This is a genomic window from Rhodobacter aestuarii (genome assembly GCF_900156655.1).
Classification (GTDB): Bacteria; Pseudomonadota; Alphaproteobacteria; order Rhodobacterales; family Rhodobacteraceae; genus Rhodobacter; species Rhodobacter aestuarii.
This window is the reverse complement of the sequence record NZ_FTOG01000006.1, coordinates 1-17,321: the sequence shown is the minus strand read 5'-3', so window position 1 is coordinate 17,321 and position 17,321 is coordinate 1. Positions and strand designations below refer to the sequence as shown.

Genomic DNA, 17,321 nt, shown 5'->3' with positions numbered 1-17,321 from the left:
TGCGCCTGCGGCGGCCAAACCTGCGGCTCCGGTTGCCCCGGCAAAGCCTGCGGCTCCGGTCAAAGCGGCGGCTCCGAAACCGGCCCCCAAGCCGGAACCTGAAATGGCGGAAACGGCTGAAAAACCGATGGCCGCGCCTGCGGCTGCGAAACCTGCTGCGCCTGCGGCGGCCAAACCGGCCCGGGCGCCCAAGCGGCCGCGCGGCAAGGGGCGGAAATGATCGCACCGGAAGACATGGCAGTTTGCCGTGAGCTGATCCGTACGGGCAGCTATTCTTTCCACGCAGCCTCGCGGGTTTTGCCCGCGCGGGTGCGTGACCCGGCGTTGGCGCTTTACGCCTTTTGTCGGGTGGCTGATGATGCCGTGGACGAGGTCGCCGCTGCCGATAAAGGCGCGGCGGTCTTGTCGCTCAAAGAGCGGCTAGACCGAATTTATGCGGGCAATCCGCGTGATGCCGCGTCTGACCGGGCTTTTGCTTCGGTGGTCGAAGAATTCGACATGCCGCGGGAGCTGCCCGAAGCGCTGATTGAGGGGCTGGAATGGGATGCCTCTGGGCGTCGCTACCAAAACCTGTCCGAATTGCAGGATTATTCGGCCCGCGTCGCCTCGGCGGTGGGGGCGATGATGTGCGTGTTGATGCGGGTACGTGACCCCGATGTGATCGCGCGCGCTTGCGACCTTGGCTTGGCGATGCAGCTCACCAATATCGCGCGCGATGTGGGGGAAGACGCTCGCGCCGGGCGGCTGTTCCTGCCGCTTGATTGGCTTGCCGAAGAGGGGATCGACCCGGAAGAATTTCTGGCCGATCCGCAACCCTTGCCCGGCATCTGTCGCTGCACCGAAAAGCTGATCACCCGTGCCGATTGGCTTTACTGGCGCGCCGCCACGGGCGTGCGGTGTTTGCCCGCCGATTGCCGCCCCGGCATTTTGGCGGCAGGCCGCGTTTATGCCGCCATCGGCGATCAGGTGGTCCGCCAAGGCCATGACAGCGTGACCAGCCGTGCCTATACCTCGGGGCGTCGTAAGATCTTCTTGATGGTGGGCTCTGTCTTCTCGTCCTTCGGCTTTTCGCTTTTGCCGCGTTCGGCGCGGTTGCATGCGAAACCCGAGCCCGAGGTGGCATTCTTGGTCGATGCAGCGGCCCGCAAGCCCGAGGGGCCGGACCGTGCCGATAAGCTGATCGGCGCGATGATGGCGCTGAAAGCGCGTGATCGCGGGCTGGCCTAAGCCCCACGCGTCAAAAACCTGCGGCAAAACGTCCAAAGTGGCGATCTGGGTGGAACCGGGTCGCCACTTTCGCGTTTTCTACCTAAAGACCTCACCCTTCCCAAACGGAGGCTTCCCGTGAACCTGCTTTTCTTTTTCATTTTCCTTGCGTCGTGCCTGACCGCAGGCATGACGGGGGCCGTTTTCAAGCCCGGCAATTGGTACGACAGTCTCAATAAGCCAGAATGGACCCCGCCCAATTGGGTGTTCCCCACGGCTTGGACGACGCTGTACATCCTGATGTCGATCTCGGCGGCACTTGTTGCTGCGAAAGCCGGCGAAAATCCTGATGTCGGCTTGGCGCTGGCGGTCTGGGGGCTGCAAATCGGCTTCAACACGCTGTGGACGCCGATCTTCTTTGGCCTGCATCGCTTGGCCGCTGGCATGGTCGTGCTTGTGGGCCTGTGGCTTTCGGTCTTTGCGATGACCGTGCTCTTTTGGCAAATCGACTGGGTCGCGGGCGTGCTGCTTCTGCCCTATGTGGCTTGGACCACAATCGCTGGTGCGCTGAACTGGAGCGTGTGGCGGCGCAACCCGCATGAGCCTGTGGTGCAGCTCGACTAAAATACAAAAAGGGCGCGGTTGAGCGCGCCCCTTACAAGACCGGGGCGCACCTAAGGTGCGCCCTTTGTTTTGACTTAGTCCTTGAATTTCCAACCCGCGCGGCGCGGCACCCGCACTGCAAGCATGGGTTTAATCACCGGCTGGCGGAACCGCACAAGATCCAGCGCTTCATGCATGCCAACGCTGACCTCGCCATCAATCGTCGTTTCCATCAGCGCGCGCGAATAGAAGGGCGCTTCCAAAAGCGAGAACACCCCCTTCGGTGTGGCGCCCGGGTCGCAACGGGTTTCGCGGCGCACGAACCACGGCGTCCGCTTCATCTTCACCAGCGGCGGCGGGGTTTCGATTTCGCGCACCACGCCCGCATGATCCGATTGCACGGCGAGCGCCACTTTGGTGCCATCAAGCCGTACCGCATCGTAAAAGCATACGGTGCGGTCGCGCAGCGGGAAGCGGCCCCAAGTCCAGAAGGCGAAATCTTCCTCAAGTGCGCGAGTGCCGAAGTTGGCATCAAAATAGCCATGCCCCGTCCAGCTATGACCGGGGGCCAGATTGACCTCGACCTTCGCCATTGGCGCAAAGGGGCGCCACGTGTGGCCAGCATCGGGGGTGAGTTTCACTTCCGCATTGGTGACCGATTCGGGGGTAAGCACAATCCGCCCCTTGAGCTTGCCCAGTTTCGGCAGCGCCCCCCATTCATCGACGTCAATCACCAGCTCAGTGCCGGTCCAATGCACCTTGCTTGGCCCCACTTCAAACGTGTCACGGGTTTGGCGCAGGGCAGAGCGGCCGCGGTCGGTCATCGTGAAACGGCCCTCGCGACCGGTGGTCACAAGGTTGATGCAGCAGTGGTTTTGCGGCTCTTTGCGGCCCGACCAGCGATACCACGGCGAAAATACCGAGCCGATGAAGGCGATCATCGAAAACGCTTTGGTGCCATCATCGGAGATGCCGTCGCAATACCACCAAGCGTAGCCGTTCGGGCCTACTTCGCGGCGGAAATCCGGTCCGAGGTTAAGGCCTGTGCCGCGTGCCTCCCGGAAGTCAGCGCCATGGGAACCCCCGCTCCAGGATGGGTGCCCCCACCCGCCAGATAGAGCCCCTTCAGATCCGTCCGCGCCAGTGGCCGCTGGAATGTGGCCAGCGTTCCCTCCGGCGAGCCCCCGTAAATCGCCCCCTGCGACCCCGGGAACCGACGAGACAGCAGCGCCGGTGTTGTCAGCGCCGGGCCCTCCGGCTCCGGCTCGAACGTCAGCCCCATGCTCTCCAGAATCGGGAAAGTGCGTGCCCTGCATTGCGATTCCTCCTGCGGGAAAGGTTGGTGGCCCGCAGGCCCGTTCATGATGATCTCAAAGCGCTCCCATTCGGGAAGCTCCGTGCCCATCTCGCGGTCTTGCGCGCAGATATAAAGCGTTGGCTCTTCCGGCATCCGGCCCACGCCGATGGGGCCAAATTCTAGCTCCGGATCGGCCGTAAAGAAGACGTTGTGATGCGCGAGCTCCACGCCTCTGGGTTTGGCCCCAAAGGCCCAGACCCACGCCGAAAGGCTTGGTTCCGGGCGCTTGGTATCTTCCATCGAGGCGCGGGCGGCATCGCCCAATAGCCCATCGCGCAACGCGCCCGGATCGCCGTTGAAAACGCAACCAGAGCAGGGGATCGAGGTGCCGTTTTCGATTTCAACCGCCGTCACGCGCCCTTCTTTGCGGACAATGCGTTTGGCGCGGCTGTTGTAATGGAATTGCACGCCCATCCGCTCGGCCACGCGCGCAAGAGCGGCAGCGACGCCATGCATCCCCTCGGCAATTGCCCAAACGCCCTGCACCTCGGCTTGCCAAATGAGCGACAAAACGGCGGGGGTCTGCGCCGGGCGCCCACCGACATAGGTGGCATAGCGGCCAAAAAGCTGCACCAGACGCGGATCGTTGAAATGCGCATTGAGCAGATCAAGCATCGACAGACCGGGCCGCAGTGCGGGCCACAGTTTCGGGCGTGCCAAAGTCGCGGCAATGATTCGCCCAAGACTCGGTTTTGGCGCGGCAATCACCGGCTCATTGAACGCCTCCCACATGCCGCGGGTGACTTTATCGAAGCGGCGGAATGCCGCAGCTTCCTTGGCGCCAAAGGCAGCCTCAATCGCTTCGACATTGGCATCAAAGTCGGTGAAGAGGTCGAGCATAGCGCCGTCAGGCCAAAAATGGCGGGCCAAACGGGGCAGGGGAATCAGCGTCAGCTCGTCTTCGGTGCGGGTGCCGCATTCGGCGAAGATCGCATCCAGAACATGGCGCATCGTCAATACTGTCGGGCCGGTATCGGCCAAACCACCAGGTGTCGGCACGCCACGCGCCTTGCCGCCGGGCAGGTCGCCCGCCTCCACAACCGTCACCCGGACGCCTTTAGCCGCCAAACCGAGGGCCGCTGCGAGCCCCCCCATGCCGGCGCCAATTACCACGACGCCCGTATCGCCTTGCATTCCGCGCTCCAAAAACATGTCCCGGGGGAGTGCAATTTTGTCCCATCCCCACCGGTGTAAGTTTCAGTTTACACATAGAGGGGCGAATGCCAATGTGCTCAATGACGCAGCGGAGGGCCCCGTAATGTCCATGGATACCCGTATCGAGACGGCGCTGAAAAATGCGCTTTCGACCGAAGCTCTGGCTGATTGCCCGCCGCGCTTGGCAACGTCTTTGCCCTATGCCGTATTCCCGGGCGGCGCGCGTATCCGCCCGACGATCTTGCTTTCGGTCGCGATGGCCTGTGGCGACGATATGCCCGCCGTGACCGATGCCGCCGCTGTGGCGCTTGAATTGATGCACTGCGCAAGCCTCGTGCATGACGATCTGCCCGCCTTTGATGATGCCGATATTCGCCGGGGCAAGCCCTCGCTTCACAAAGCCTATAACGAGCCGCTGGCGGTGCTTGCAGGCGATAGCCTGCTGATCCGCGGCTTTGAAGTGCTGGCCGCCGTTGGCCCGCACTCGCCCGACCGTGCGCTGAAGCTGATCGCCAAACTGGGCCAGCTTTCGGGCGCTTGTGGGGGCATCTGCGCGGGCCAAGCTTGGGAAAGCGAAGAAAAGGTCGATCTGGCCGCTTATCACCAATCCAAAACCGGGGCGCTTTTCATTGCTGCCACGCAAATGGGCGCGATTGCGGCAGGAGCGGAGCCCGAGCCGTGGTTTGATCTGGGGATGCGGATTGGCTCTGCCTTCCAAATCGCCGATGACCTGAAAGATGCGCTCGTCTCGGCTGAGGTGATGGGCAAGCCTGCGGGCCAAGACAGCACCCACCAACGCCCGACTGCCGTGCAAACCATGGGGATCGCGGGCGCGACCAAGCATTTGCAAGACATTCTGGCGGGCGCCATTGCCTCGATCCCGTCTTGCCCGGGCGAAGCCAAACTTGCTCAGTTGGTGCAGCTTTACGCCCAGAAGATCATGGACATCCCGGCCGCCGCCGATCGGAGCTGAGCCGTGGCGAAGGACGAGGTCAGCGCCGCGACCGAAAAGCAGGCGTCCGCGCCGGGGGCGCAGGCGCCTTCGGTTCCCGGCCAACCCGGCCATAAGGTGACCGAGCCGGGACGGGTGAGCTTTTTCACCCGGATCGCGCTTTCCCCGCGTTTGCATGAAATTTTCGAACGCACGCCACTCTTTAACCGTGTCACGCGGCGCGAAGGGCGGGCGCTTTTCGATGTGGTGGCGGGCTTTGTGCATAGCCAAGCGTTGCTCGCGATCGTCGAATTTCGCATCCTGCACATTCTGGCCGAGGCCTCTTGGCCGCTGCCTGCACTCGCTGACCGGACAGGTTTGGCCGAGAATCGCTTAGCCGTGCTGATGCAGGCGGGCGCTGCGCTCAAGCTCGTGAAATTCCGCCGCGGGATGTGGGAGCTTGCGCCGCGCGGCGCGGCCTTCATTACCGTGCCGGGGCTTGAGGCCATGGTGCGCCACCATCCGGTGCTGTACCGCGACCTTGCCGACCCGGTTGCCTTTCTTAAAGGCGACATCGAGCCCGAGCTCGCGGGCTTTTGGCCCTATGTCTTTGGCCCGCTCGCGCAAGAAGATGCGGGGCTGGCGGAGCGCTATTCCCAACTCATGGCGGACAGTCAGCGCATTGTGGCTGATGACACATTGCGCCTGGTCGATCTGAAAAACGCCAAGCGGCTGATGGATGTGGGTGGCGGCACCGGCACCTTCCTGCGCCAAGCCGCGAAACTGCACCCGAATCTCGACCTGACCTTGTTCGATCTGCCCCATGTGCTGGCGGTGGCGGAGCCCTTCAGTCCGCGACTCACCCTTGCGCCCGGCAGTTTCCGCGATGACCCGATCCCGACAGGGGCGGATGTTATCTCTTTGGTGCGGGTTCTGTATGATCATCCTGACAATGTCGTCGAGCCGCTGCTGAAAAAAGTGCATGATGCATTACCGCCCGGCGGCCGGATTGTCGTGTCGGAAGCGATCGGCGGCGGTGCCAAACCGGACCCGGCTTGTGACATATATTTCGCCTTCTACACCATGGCGATGAGCTCTGGCCGCACCAGAAACCCCGAAGAAATAAAGAAAATGTTGGAAGCGGCGGGCTTTGTCAAAGTCACCAAGCCCCGCAGCCTTCGCCCCTTCATCACCTCGGTGATCGAGGCGGAGCGCGGCTGATCTGCCCCGGATGGGGGCAGAAAGTCGCACATTTCACCTGCGCAAAAGTGTCTAATCAAATTGACAGTTCGGCGTGTAAGTTTAATCATACACCTAGGCGTGATCTGCCCGACTCTCCGGCCCGATCTCGCCGGGAGTGAGAGATGGAAACTAAAGTCGTTATAATGTCCGGTCCGAAAGCGATCTCGACGGGCACCGCTGGACTGACCGACCCCGGTCCTACGGACCTTGTCGTCGACATCGCCTACTCGGGCATCTCGACTGGTACTGAAAAGCTGTTCTGGCTCGGAACCATGCCACCCTTCCCGGGCATGGGGTACCCTCTCGTTCCTGGCTACGAAAGTTTCGGAGAGGTCGTTGAAGCCGCCCCCGACACCGGCTTCCGACCGGGCGATCACGTCTTCGTTCCTGGGGCAAACTGCTTCTCGGGCGGGGTGCGCGGACTTTTTGGTGGGGCGTCCAAGCGTTTGGTCACCGCCTCGTCACGGGTCTGCCGCCTTGATGCCGGGATGGGCGCTGAAGGGGCTTTGCTGGCGCTTGCCGCCACCGCCCGCCACGCCCTTGCAGGGTTCGACAATGCGCTTCCTGATCTGATCGTGGGTCACGGCACCTTGGGCCGCTTGCTTGCGCGCCTCACCATTGCCGCCGGTGGCAAGCCGCCGATGGTGTGGGAAACCAATCCCGCGCGCCGCTCTGGTGCGGTGGGCTATGAGGTGCTTGACCCCGAAGACGATCCCCGCCGCGATTATATGGCGATCTATGATGCCTCTGGCGCCCCCGGTCTGATTGACCAGCTTGTGGGGCGGATCGCCAAGGGGGGTGAATTGGTGCTGTGCGGTTTCTACACCGTGCCCGTCAGCTTCGCCTTTGTGCCGGCCTTCATGAAAGAGATGCGCCTGCGCATCGCCGCTGAATGGCAGCCTGCTGACCTTTCTGCGACCCGTGCGCTGATCGAAAGTGGTGCGCTTTCGCTCGATGGTCTTATCACCCACCGTCGCCCCGCGACGGAAGCCGCTGAGGCCTATCAAACCGCCTTTGAAGACCCTGACTGCCTGAAGATGATCCTGGATTGGAGGGATGTGGCATGAACGATGCGCCCAACCTGAAGGGATACGACGACCGGCTGCGTAACGAGGCCGCCGAGGAGCCGACGATGGAATTACCCGACTTCCCGCCCACCAAGAAAACGCAGATCATCGCAATCTACGGCAAGGGCGGCTCCGGCAAGTCCTTCACGCTCGCCAACCTCAGCCACATGATGGCCGAAATGGGCAAACGCGTGCTTCTGATTGGCTGTGACCCGAAATCGGACACCACCTCGCTTTTGTTTGGCGGTAAAAACTGCCCCACCATCATCGAAACCGCCGCTGCCAAAAAGGCTGCGGGCGAAGAGGTGACGGTGAGCGATGTCTGCTTCAAATCGGGCGGCGTGTTTGCGATGGAGCTTGGCGGGCCGGAAGTGGGCCGCGGCTGCGGTGGCCGAGGCATCATCCACGGCTTTGAAACGCTCGAAAAGCTTGGCTTCCACGAATGGGATTTCGACTTCGTCCTGCTCGACTTCTTGGGCGACGTGGTCTGTGGCGGCTTTGGTCTGCCGATTGCGCGCGACATGGCGCAAAAGGTGATTGTGGTTGGCTCGAACGACCTGCAATCGCTTTATGTGGCCAACAACGTCTGCAACGCGGTCGAGTATTTCCGCAAACTTGGCGGCAATGTCGGCGTGGCGGGCATTGTGATCAACAAAGATGACGGCACTGGTGAGGCGCAAGCCTTTGCGAAAGCAGCCAATATCCCGATCTTGGCGGCGATCCCGGCAGATGAAGAACTGCGCCGCAAATCGGCGGCCTATCAAATCGTCGGCACCAATGCGACCTCTTGGGGGCCGCTCTTTGCGGAGCTTGCACAGAACGTGGCCGATGCGCCGCCGCTGCGCCCGCATCCGCTGAGCCAAGATGAACTGCTGAACCTTTTTGAATCGAGTGACGAGGGCGGGGATGTCGATCTTGTGCCCGCCACCGAAGAAGACCTGCGTGGCGCCAACGCCGCGCCGAAGCAATCTCTGGAAGTGATCTACGACGATGTCTGAGAGCCAAGGCGCATATGGCCAGGGCGAAGGCGGCTGCACGTCAGGCGCTGAACGGCTTGAGGCTGACGCGCGCGCTGCGGGCAATGCTGAACTGCTCGACCGTTTTGCCGCTGACTATCCGCAAGGGCCGCATGATCGCCCGCAAACCATGTGTCCGGCCTTCGGCTCGCTTCGTGTCGGGCTGCGGATGCGGCGCGTGGCGACCGTGCTTTGCGGCTCGGCTTGTTGCGTCTATGGGCTAAGCTTCATTTCCCACTTTTATGGCGCACGACGCTCGGTGGGATATGTGCCCTTCGATTCTGAAACTTTGGTGACGGGCAAGTTGTTCGAAGACATTCGGGCGGCGGTGCATGAACTGGCCGACCCGGAACGCTATGATGCGGTTGTTGTGGCAAACCTTTGCGTGCCCACGGCCTCTGGCGTGCCGCTGCGGCTTTTGCCAAGCGAGATCAATGGCGTCCGCGTGGTTGGGATCGACGTGCCCGGTTTTGGCGTGCCGACCCATGCTGAAGCGAAAGACGTTCTGTCCGGCGCGATGCTGAACTATGCACGCCAAGAGGCGATGGCTGGCCCCGTGCAAGCGCCTGCCTCTGGCCGGGCGGACCGTCCGACGGTGACGCTTTTGGGCGAGATGTTCCCGGCTGATCCGATGGTGATTGGCGGCATGCTCGCGCCGATGGGCCTTGCTGTGGGGCCGACCGTTCCAGTGCGCGATTGGCGCGAACTTTATGCCGCGCTTGATAGCAAGGTGATCGCCGCGATCCACCCGTTCTACAGCGCTTCGATCCGTGAGTTTCAGGCGGCTGGCCGGACGATTGTGGGCTCTGCCCCCGTGGGCCATGACGGCACGATGGATTGGCTCGCCAATATCGGTGCCGCCTACAACGTGCCTGCCGAGCAAATTGCCGCCGCGCAAAACGCCTTTGGCCCCGCGATCAAAGGGGCGATTGCCAATGCGCCGATCAAAGGTTGCATCACGCTTTCGGGCTATGAAGGCTCGGAACTGCTGGTCGCGCGTCTCTTGATCGAATCCGGGGCCGATGTGCCTTACGTCGGCACCGCGCTTGGCCGCACGCCGTGGAGCGCTGCGGACAAAGAATGGCTCGAAGCGCGTGGCACGGTCGTTAAATACCGCGCTAGCCTTGAAGACGATTATGCCGCGATGGAAGCCTTTGAGCCTGATCTCGCGATCGGCACCACGCCTGTGGTGCAAAAGGCAAAAGAATCGGGCACGCCCGCGCTTTACTTCACCAACCTGATCTCCGCCCGCCCGCTCATGGGGCCGGCAGGGGCAGGCAGCCTCGCGCAGGTGATCAACACCGCGATGGGCAACCGTGAGCGCATGGCCTCGATGAAAGCCTTCTTTGAGGGCGTGGGTACGGGTGACACCGCCGGGATCTGGGAAGACCAGCCCGAGCTGCACCCCGATTTCCGCGAAAGCCAGCGCAAGAAACAAGAAAAAGCCGCCCGCGTGGCCAAAGCCGAGGAGATGATCTGATGCTGATCCTCGACCACGATAGGGCAGGGGGCTATTGGGGCGCGGTTTATGCGTTCTGTGCCGTCAAAGGTCTGCAAGTGGTGATCGACGGTCCTGTGGGCTGCGAAAACCTGCCAGTGACCTCGGTGTTGCACTATACCGACGCGCTGCCCCCGCATGAGTTGCCGATTGTCGTCACCGGCCTTGGCGAAGAAGAACTGGGCCGCGAAGGCACCGAAGCGGCGATGAGTCGGGCTTGGAAAACGCTCGACCCGCATCTGCCAGCTGTGGTGGTGACGGGCTCAATCGCCGAAATGATCGGTGGCGGCGTGACGCCGCAGGGCACCAATATCCAGCGCTTCTTGCCGCGCACGATTGACGAAGACCAATGGCAATGCGCCGACCGCGCAATGACTTGGCTCTTCACCGAATTTGGCATGACCAAAGGGCGTATGCCCGGCGAGCGGGTGAGACCGGAAGGCGCGAAGCCCCGCGTCAACATCCTTGGGCCGATGTATGGCACCTTCAATATGGCCTCCGACCTTGCGGAGATCCGTCGCCTTGTCGAAGGCATCGGGGCCGAGGTGAATATGGTCTTCCCGCTCGGCGCGCATTTGTCTGAGATGCGCAATCTCGTGAATGCCGATGTCAACATCGTCATGTATCGCGAATTTGGCCGCAACTTGGCCGAGAAGCTGGGCAAGCCGTATCTGCAAGCACCGATGGGGCTTGAGGCGACGAACAAGTTCCTGCGCAGCCTTGGCGAGCTCTTGGGAATCGATCCTGAGCCCTTCATCGAGCGTGAAAAACACACGACTCTGAAGCCGTTGTGGGATCTGTGGCGTTCTGTCACGCAGGACTTCTTTGGCACTGCTTCGTTCGGTGTCGTCGCGAATGAGACATATGCGCGCGGTATCCGAGCCTATCTTGAACGCGATTTGGGCCTGCCTTGCGCATTTTCCGTGCCAAGAGTGGCCGGAAAGAAGACAAATAACGAGGAAGTTCGCGGTTTGATCCGCCAAACCCGGCCTTTGGTGGTGTTTGGCTCGATCAACGAGAAGATTTACCTCGCCGAAACCAAGGGTGGGCATGGCCCCTCGGCCTCTTTTGTGCCCGCTTCCTTCCCCGGGGCGGCAATCCGCCGCGCGACGGGCACCCCCTTCATGGGCTACACAGGGAGCGTCTACTTGTTGCAAGAAATCTGCAACGGACTGTTCGACGCTTTGTTCAATATCCTGCCGCTCGCTTCCGAAATGGACAGCTCCGCGGCAACGCCTACCACCTTGCGTCGTGACATGCCCTGGGATGCAGATGCACAGGTGGCACTCGACCGGATCGTCAGCGAGCATCCGGTTCTTACGAGGATTTCAGCGGCCAAGTCTCTGCGGGACGCGGCCGAGAAAGCTGCCCTTGATCAGGGGGCAGAACGCGTAGTGCTGGAAATGGTTGAGGCCCTCGGTGGTCTTGATCGGAAGAAGGGGGGAACTGAATGAATACCCAAGAGATCCGCGCAAACGGGGTTTCGCATGCGCACCGTGCCCCCCGTCCTGAGTACACGCTTTATTTTTCGCTCATCTTGATCGTCGCGGTTCCGTTCGCGCTGGTCGGCTGGGTGAACCGTCTGGTCCGTGATCGTCGTCTGCCCGAGATGGGGCCGTTTGCCCGCGCCTGGCGCGAGGCGACCGAGATCACACCTGAGATTTTCCGCCCCTAAGGCGGCAAGGAATTCCCGACGGGTTGCGCCCACCGGTCGGATGAAAGTTCTCCATGAGCGGGGATGAGCCTCGGTCATGGCGGAAATGCGAGATGGCATGGTGCCATTTCGTCTACCCGGCCGCAGGGGTTGCGGCGTCAGTCTGCCAATCCGGAGGTTGTTATGGCTGATAAGAACGACCTGAGCTTCACAGGTCTTAGCGACGAGCAGGCGCAGGAACTGCATGCCGTCTACATGAGCGGTCTCTCGGCGTTCGTCGCCGTTGCGGTTCTCGCTCACTTGGCGGTCTTCATCTGGCGTCCGTGGTTCTGAGGAGAATCTGAAAATGTCCAAGTTCTATAAAATCTGGCTCGTTTTCGATCCCCGTCGCGTGTTCGTGGCGCAGGGCGTGTTCCTGTTCCTTCTCGCGGTGCTGATCCACTTGATCCTGCTCTCGACCCCCGCTTTCAACTGGCTCACGGTTGCCACGGCCAAACATGGCTACGTGGCTGCGTCCCAGTAAGCGCTAGAAAGCATCGCGGGCGGGGCGCATGCCGTCCCGCCCGCGATCATACCGCAAGACGCAACCCATCGGCACGATCCGGAGCCTTTCGCCGGGCTAAGGACCGTCCCGCAACAGCGGAGACACGGGCATGGCTTTGCTCAGCTTCGAACGAAAATATCGCGTGCCGGGCGGCACCTTAGTTGGCGGGAATCTCTTCGACTTCTGGGTCGGACCCTTCTACGTGGGGTTCTTCGGGGTTACTGCCATCTTCTTCGCCGCTCTCGGTACAATTCTCATTCTGTGGGGGGCTGCGCTGCAAGGCACGTGGAACCCGCAGTTGATTTCCATCGTGCCTCCGTCGGTTGACGTGGGCCTTGGCATGGCACCGCTCGCCGAAGGTGGGCTGTGGCAGGTCATCACGGTTTGCGCCATCGGCGCATTCTGCAGCTGGGCGCTGCGTGAGGTGGAAATCTCCAAAAAACTCGGCATCGGCTACCATATTCCGATCGCTTTCTCGATGGCGATCTTTGCCTATGTCACGCTGGTGGTTATCCGCCCGGTGATGATGGGTGCTTGGGGCTATGCTTTCCCCTACGGGATCTGGACCCACCTCGATTGGGTGTCCAACACCGGCTACACCTACGGGAACTTCCACTACAACCCGTTCCACATGCTGGGGATCTCGTTGTTCTTCACCACCGCTTGGGCCTTGGCCATGCACGGCGCGCTCGTGCTCTCGGCTGCCAACCCGGTGAAGGGCAAAACCATGCGCTCGCCTGATCACGAAGATACCTATTTCCGTGACCTCATTGGCTACTCGCTCGGCACGCTCGGCATTCACCGCGTCGGTCTGCTGCTCGCTCTCAATGCGGTGTTCTGGTCGGCCATGTGCATGCTCGTGACTGGCACCATCTACTTCGATCTGTGGAGTGACTGGTGGTACTGGTGGGTCAACATGCCCTTCTGGGTCGACGTCGCGGGAGGCATCAATGGTTGAGTATCAAAACTACTTTGCTCAGGTGCAAGTGAAGGGGGAGCCCGAACTCGGGCTCACCGAACAGGTCGACACTTCCGAACGTACTGGCGCTGGCTTCATGTCCATTCTGGGCTGGATGGGCAACGCTCAGATCGGTCCGATCTACCTTGGCATCGCGGGCACCGTCTCGCTTGCCTTCGGGATCGCGTGGTTCATGACCATCGGCTTCTGGTTCTTCTACCAGGCGGGCTTCAACCCGGCCGTGTTCATGCGCGACCTGTTCTTCTTCAGCCTTGAGCCGCCGGCGGAAGAATGGGGCCTTGCCCTTGCGCCGCTCGGTGAAGGTGGTGTGTGGCAGATCGCTTCGATCTTCATGGCGATCTCGGTCATCACTTGGTGGGTGCGCGTTTACACCCGCGCCGAACAACTCGGCATGGGCAAACACATGGCTTGGGCGATGCTCTCGGCGATGTGGCTGTGGTCGGTTCTGTCCTTCTGGCGCCCGATCATGATGGGCTCCTGGAGCCACGCAGTGCCCTACGGCGTGTTCTCGCACCTCGACTGGACCAACCAGTTCTCGCTCGACCACGGCAACCTGTTCTACAACCCGTTCCACGGTCTTTCGATCGCGGCGCTCTATGGCTCGGCCCTGCTGTTCGCAATGCACGGCGCAACGATCCTTGCCGTCAGCCGCTTCGGTGGGGAACGCGAACTCGAACAGATCTGTGACCGCGGCACCGCTTCGGAACGTGCGGCTCTGTTCTGGCGCTGGACCATGGGCTTCAACGCCACCATGGAAGGTATCCACCGCTGGGCGCTTTGGATGGCCGTTATGGTCACCCTGACGGGCGGCATCGGGATCCTGCTTTCGGGCACCGTCGTCGACAACTGGTATGTCTGGGCTCAAACCCACGGCTATGCGCCGGTCAACTAAGGGGAAGTGATCATGTTTGATAAACCGTATGACTTCTCTGCAGGCAACAAGTTCAAGATGGGTCTTTGGATTGGCCGTCAGATGACTTGGGGCGCCGCGCTTGCCTCGATCTTCGTGGGCTTCCTGCTTGGTCTGTTCCTCTTCTCGTACTTCGTTGGCATGTTCTTGCCCGAACGTTCGAAACAGGCTCCGTCGCCCTACACCGCCCTTGAGGTTGTGTCGGTCACCGAGATCGCCTGATCATGAATTCCGGTCGCCTTTGCCTTTGTGCATTGGCGGCCGGTTCTCGTTTCCGGGCCTTGGCTCGGGAATGTTGGGGTCCCCACATGGCCCCGATCCCTTCCCTGTGAACACAGGCACCTTGGTGCCGTGCGGCACACCACACGGCACCATTTTTGATCAATACCAGCTCATCGGAGGACGCAGCCATGAGCGACACCCCTTCCCGCACCCCGTATCTTGACCGCGTGACCGGTCCGGCCGATCTCAAACCGATGAGCATTGCCGAGCTGACCGCCCTCGCCGGAGAGGTCCGCCGCGAAACCGTCGAGATCGTGAGCCAGACGGGGGGGCACCTTGGGTCATCGCTGGGCGTGATCGAACTCACCGTTGCGCTGCATGCCGTTTTCAATTCCCCCGGTGACAAGTTGATCTGGGATGTGGGGCACCAATGCTACCCGCATAAGATCCTGACCGGGCGCCGCTCGAAAATGTTGACCCTGCGCCAAGCCGGGGGCCTTTCGGGCTTCACCAAACGCTCGGAAAGCCCGCATGACCCCTTTGGCGCGGGCCATTCTTCGACGTCGATTTCCGCCGCACTTGGTTTTGCCGTGGGTCGTGAAGTCGGCCAGCCGGTGGGCGATGCGGTTGCGATTATCGGCGATGGCTCGATCACCGCTGGCATGGCCTATGAGGCGCTCAACCACGCGGGCCACCTCAAAACCCGGATGTTCGTCATCCTGAACGACAACGACATGTCGATTGCGCCACCGGTGGGCGCGCTGAGCCGCTATTTGAACACGATCGGTCGTCAGGCTCCTTTTGCGGCGCTCAAAGCCGCCGCCGAAGGGATCGAGATGCATCTGCCCGGCCCGGTGCGCGACGGCGCCCGCCGTGCCCGCCAGATTGTCACTGCGATGCCCGGCGGGGCCACCTTCTTTGAAGAGTTGGGCTTTGATTACATTGGCCCGGTTGATGGCCATAACATGGATGAGCTGGTCGAGACGCTGCGCGTGGCCCGCGCCCGTGCCTCTGGCCCGGTTTTGATCCATGTGTGCACCACCAAGGGCAAAGGCTATGCGCCCGCGGAAGGTGCAGAAGACAAGCTGCATGGTGTTTCGAAATTCGATATCGAGACCGGCAAGCAAAAGAAATCGGTCGCGAATGCCCCGAACTACACCGCTGTTTTCGGCGAGCGTCTGACGGCAGAGGCTGCGCAAGACCCACGCATTGTGGGGGTGACGGCGGCGATGCCCACTGGCACCGGGCTTGATGTGATGGGCAAGCGCTTCCCGAATCGCGTCTTTGACGTAGGGATTGCCGAACAACATGCAGTGACCTTCTCGGCGGCCATGGCGGCCTCGGGCCTCAAACCCTTCTGCGCGCTCTATTCAAGTTTCTTGCAGCGCGGTTATGACCAGATCGTGCATGATGTGGCGCTGCAAAATCTGCCGGTGCGCTTCATGATCGACCGCGCCGGGCTTGTGGGCCAAGACGGGGCGACCCATGCGGGCGCCTATGACGTGTCTATGCTCGCGAACCTGCCCAATTTCACGGTGATGGCCGCCGCAGATGAGGCGGAACTCTGCCATATGATCGTCACCGCCGTTGAACATGATGCCGGGCCTTTGGCACTACGCTATCCGCGCGGCGAGGGCCGTGGGGTGGACATGCCCGAACGCGGCGAAGTGCTTGAAATCGGCAAAGGCCGGGTTCTGCAAGAAGGCAGCGACGTGGCGCTTCTTTCCTATGGCGCGCATCTTTCTGAGGCGCTCAAAGCCGCAGAGATGCTTGCTGCGGATGGCGTTTCCGTCACTGTGGCCGATGCCCGCTTCGCGCGCCCGCTCGACACCGATTTGATCGATCGCCTGATCGACAGCCACCCGGTCTTTATCACGCTTGAACAAGGCGCGATGGGCGGCTTTGGCGCGATGGTCCTGCATTACCTTGCCCGCACTGGGCAACTCGAAAAAGGCCGCGCGATCCGCACCATGACGCTGCCCGATCATTTTGTCGATCATGGGTCTCCCGCTGAAATGTATGCCTGGGCGGGGCTCACGGCAGAGGATATTCGCAAGACCGCTCTTGGCGCTTTGCGCCCCAGCGCGGATGTGCATCAGCTTCACCGGGCCTAGCGAAAACACGCTGACCCGGAAGACAGGACTTGCCTTCGGGCGAACCGGCGTGTGACAGTCGGGTGGCATACCGTGCCGCCCGCACGGGTTCTCGCACCCGGATTTTGTCTTGAAGTTCCAGCAGGTTTATTATGTTGTCGACGACCTGCTCCGCATCCTCTGGATCGGCGGGGAATGGGACGATTTCGCCTTGGCCAATGCGGGATCGGGTGCGCGCGCGAATGGTGTTTTGTCGACGCGGCTTCTGGATCACGTCGCAGGTGCAACCACACGCAGTGCTTTGGCAGATCTGATTTCTGCAGTGCGGGAAGAGGCGCGGCCGCTTCGCCTTGATTACCGTTGCGATAGCCCGCAGATGCTGCGCCGCTTCCAATTGACGATTCAGCCGATGCGGGGCGAGCGGGTGCTTTTGGTGCATGATCTGCGGGATGCGCGCAGCTTCGAAGAGCCCTTGCCGCATTGGCATGCGGACCGCGCCGCAGATGCTCAGAAATGTTCTTTTTGTGGTTCAGTGCACCATCCATTGCGCAAGGAATTTGAGGGCATATGGACGCTTCCCGAGGATTTGGGGGCCCAGCATCCCGAGGCGGTCTCCTATGTCATCTGCCCCAGTTGTGCCGCTGAGATTGAGGAGTTGATCGCGAGCCTTCGCCAACACCGCGCGCCGCGCAGCCTGTCGACGGGCGGCTTTGGCCCGGCAGAAGAAGACTAAGCCTTAAGGCTTCAGCAGTCTTTCGAACATGGTTGTGAGGAAGGTTTCGGCCTCTGCGAACGGGTCGTGACCGGGGCCGAGGACGGCGCGGACTTGGACGTCGAAATCGGC

General features: G+C 61.6%; 18 protein-coding genes and 1 pseudogene. 16 read left to right on the top strand and 3 right to left on the bottom strand.

What is annotated here, in order from left to right; genetic code table 11:
• Window positions 1-216 precede the first annotated feature (216 nt).
• Together crtB and tspO are read left to right on the top strand one after the other, a co-directional pair.
• Window positions 217-1,227 carry a 15-cis-phytoene synthase gene (crtB, locus tag BW967_RS09395; protein ID WP_076484826.1) on the top strand — a complete coding sequence of 337 codons (1,011 nt, stop codon included), beginning with the start codon at window positions 217-219 and terminating at the stop codon, window positions 1,225-1,227.
• Window positions 1,228-1,344: 117 nt separating this feature from the next.
• On the top strand, window positions 1,345-1,830 hold the full coding sequence (gene tspO, locus BW967_RS09390; RefSeq protein ID WP_076484825.1) for a tryptophan-rich sensory protein TspO: 486 nt from the start codon (window positions 1,345-1,347) through the stop codon (window positions 1,828-1,830).
• Window positions 1,831-1,904: 74 nt separating this feature from the next.
• On the opposite strand, the gene crtC is transcribed toward tspO, so the two are convergent.
• Together crtC and crtD are read right to left on the bottom strand one after the other, a co-directional pair.
• Entirely contained in the window at window positions 1,905-2,750 is an 846-nt protein-coding gene (gene crtC / locus BW967_RS09385; RefSeq protein ID WP_083952094.1) for a carotenoid 1,2-hydratase, read from the bottom strand.
• Window positions 2,751-2,815: 65 nt separating this feature from the next.
• Window positions 2,816-4,300: a 1-hydroxycarotenoid 3,4-desaturase CrtD gene (gene crtD, locus BW967_RS09380; RefSeq protein ID WP_083952137.1), complete on the bottom strand. Its 1,485-nt coding sequence runs from the start codon at window positions 4,298-4,300 to the stop codon at window positions 2,816-2,818.
• Window positions 4,301-4,424: 124 nt separating this feature from the next.
• Between crtD and BW967_RS09375 the strand changes: the two genes are divergently transcribed.
• The 14 genes from BW967_RS09375 (at window position 4,425) to BW967_RS09310 (ending at window position 17,210) form a co-directional block, all read left to right on the top strand.
• On the top strand, window positions 4,425-5,294 hold the full coding sequence (locus BW967_RS09375) for a polyprenyl synthetase family protein (protein WP_076484824.1): 870 nt from the start codon (window positions 4,425-4,427) through the stop codon (window positions 5,292-5,294).
• Window positions 5,295-5,390: 96 nt separating this feature from the next.
• Window positions 5,391-6,473, top strand: coding sequence for a methyltransferase (locus tag BW967_RS09370; RefSeq protein ID WP_076485030.1), 1,083 nt, complete (start codon window positions 5,391-5,393; stop codon window positions 6,471-6,473).
• Between the two features lie 143 nt (window positions 6,474-6,616).
• A complete protein-coding gene (bchC, locus tag BW967_RS09365; protein ID WP_076484823.1) occupies window positions 6,617-7,561 on the top strand; it encodes a chlorophyll synthesis pathway protein BchC in 945 nt (314 codons plus the stop codon).
• Complete coding sequence (locus BW967_RS09360) at window positions 7,558-8,559, top strand: chlorophyllide a reductase iron protein subunit X (protein ID WP_076484822.1); 1,002 nt, start codon at window positions 7,558-7,560, stop codon at window positions 8,557-8,559. Before bchC ends, BW967_RS09360 begins: the two co-directional genes overlap by 4 nt.
• Entirely contained in the window at window positions 8,552-10,057 is a 1,506-nt protein-coding gene (gene bchY, locus BW967_RS09355) for a chlorophyllide a reductase subunit Y (protein ID WP_076484821.1), read from the top strand. Before BW967_RS09360 ends, bchY begins: the two co-directional genes overlap by 8 nt.
• Window positions 10,057-11,529: a chlorophyllide a reductase subunit Z gene (gene bchZ, locus BW967_RS09350; RefSeq protein WP_076484820.1), complete on the top strand. Its 1,473-nt coding sequence runs from the start codon at window positions 10,057-10,059 to the stop codon at window positions 11,527-11,529. Before bchY ends, bchZ begins: the two co-directional genes overlap by 1 nt.
• A complete protein-coding gene (gene pufQ / locus BW967_RS09345; protein WP_076484819.1) occupies window positions 11,526-11,750 on the top strand; it encodes a cytochrome PufQ in 225 nt (74 codons plus the stop codon). The genes bchZ and pufQ overlap by 4 nt, the downstream gene beginning before the upstream one ends.
• Before the next feature lie 162 nt (window positions 11,751-11,912).
• Window positions 11,913-12,062, top strand: a complete 150-nt coding sequence (pufB, locus tag BW967_RS09340; RefSeq protein WP_076484818.1) for a light-harvesting antenna LH1, beta subunit — start codon at window positions 11,913-11,915, stop codon at window positions 12,060-12,062.
• A gap of 13 nt (window positions 12,063-12,075) precedes the next feature.
• The gene (pufA, locus tag BW967_RS09335; RefSeq protein WP_076484817.1) at window positions 12,076-12,252 is read left to right on the top strand and encodes a light-harvesting antenna LH1, alpha subunit; all 177 of its coding nucleotides are present in this window, start codon (window positions 12,076-12,078) and stop codon (window positions 12,250-12,252) included.
• Window positions 12,253-12,382: 130 nt separating this feature from the next.
• Window positions 12,383-13,231 (top strand): photosynthetic reaction center subunit L, encoded by an 849-nt coding sequence (gene pufL, locus BW967_RS09330; protein ID WP_076484816.1) that lies wholly within the window; start codon window positions 12,383-12,385, stop codon window positions 13,229-13,231.
• Window positions 13,224-14,144: a photosynthetic reaction center subunit M gene (pufM, locus tag BW967_RS09325; protein ID WP_076484815.1), complete on the top strand. Its 921-nt coding sequence runs from the start codon at window positions 13,224-13,226 to the stop codon at window positions 14,142-14,144. The genes pufL and pufM overlap by 8 nt, the downstream gene beginning before the upstream one ends.
• Window positions 14,145-14,156: 12 nt before the next feature.
• Window positions 14,157-14,384 carry an RC-LH1 core complex protein PufX gene (gene pufX / locus BW967_RS09320; protein WP_076484814.1) on the top strand — a complete coding sequence of 76 codons (228 nt, stop codon included), beginning with the start codon at window positions 14,157-14,159 and terminating at the stop codon, window positions 14,382-14,384.
• 188 nt (window positions 14,385-14,572) lie between these two features.
• Window positions 14,573-16,498, top strand: coding sequence for a 1-deoxy-D-xylulose-5-phosphate synthase (gene dxs, locus BW967_RS09315; protein ID WP_076484813.1), 1,926 nt, complete (start codon window positions 14,573-14,575; stop codon window positions 16,496-16,498).
• A gap of 109 nt (window positions 16,499-16,607) precedes the next feature.
• Window positions 16,608-17,210: a hypothetical protein gene (locus BW967_RS09310; protein WP_076484812.1), complete on the top strand. Its 603-nt coding sequence runs from the start codon at window positions 16,608-16,610 to the stop codon at window positions 17,208-17,210.
• Between the two features lie 3 nt (window positions 17,211-17,213).
• Here BW967_RS09310 and BW967_RS18945 read toward each other — a convergent pair.
• Window positions 17,214-17,321, bottom strand: a pseudogene (locus tag BW967_RS18945) (TetR/AcrR family transcriptional regulator); the annotation flags it as partial.

Coding starts and splice junctions, on each gene's coding strand:
- crtB (WP_076484826.1), top strand. CDS start 217: ATGATCGCACCGGAAGACATGGCAGTTTGCCGTGAGCTGATCCGTACG.
- crtC (WP_083952094.1), bottom strand. CDS start 2,750: ATGATCGCCTTCATCGGCTCGGTATTTTCGCCGTGGTATCGCTGGTCG.
- crtD (WP_083952137.1), bottom strand. CDS start 4,300: ATGCAAGGCGATACGGGCGTCGTGGTAATTGGCGCCGGCATGGGGGGG.
- BW967_RS09375 (WP_076484824.1), top strand. CDS start 4,425: ATGTCCATGGATACCCGTATCGAGACGGCGCTGAAAAATGCGCTTTCG.
- bchC (WP_076484823.1), top strand. CDS start 6,617: ATGGAAACTAAAGTCGTTATAATGTCCGGTCCGAAAGCGATCTCGACG.
- BW967_RS09360 (WP_076484822.1), top strand. CDS start 7,558: ATGAACGATGCGCCCAACCTGAAGGGATACGACGACCGGCTGCGTAAC.
- bchY (WP_076484821.1), top strand. CDS start 8,552: ATGTCTGAGAGCCAAGGCGCATATGGCCAGGGCGAAGGCGGCTGCACG.
- bchZ (WP_076484820.1), top strand. CDS start 10,057: ATGCTGATCCTCGACCACGATAGGGCAGGGGGCTATTGGGGCGCGGTT.
- pufQ (WP_076484819.1), top strand. CDS start 11,526: ATGAATACCCAAGAGATCCGCGCAAACGGGGTTTCGCATGCGCACCGT.
- pufB (WP_076484818.1), top strand. CDS start 11,913: ATGGCTGATAAGAACGACCTGAGCTTCACAGGTCTTAGCGACGAGCAG.
- pufA (WP_076484817.1), top strand. CDS start 12,076: ATGTCCAAGTTCTATAAAATCTGGCTCGTTTTCGATCCCCGTCGCGTG.
- pufL (WP_076484816.1), top strand. CDS start 12,383: ATGGCTTTGCTCAGCTTCGAACGAAAATATCGCGTGCCGGGCGGCACC.
- pufM (WP_076484815.1), top strand. CDS start 13,224: ATGGTTGAGTATCAAAACTACTTTGCTCAGGTGCAAGTGAAGGGGGAG.
- pufX (WP_076484814.1), top strand. CDS start 14,157: ATGTTTGATAAACCGTATGACTTCTCTGCAGGCAACAAGTTCAAGATG.
- dxs (WP_076484813.1), top strand. CDS start 14,573: ATGAGCGACACCCCTTCCCGCACCCCGTATCTTGACCGCGTGACCGGT.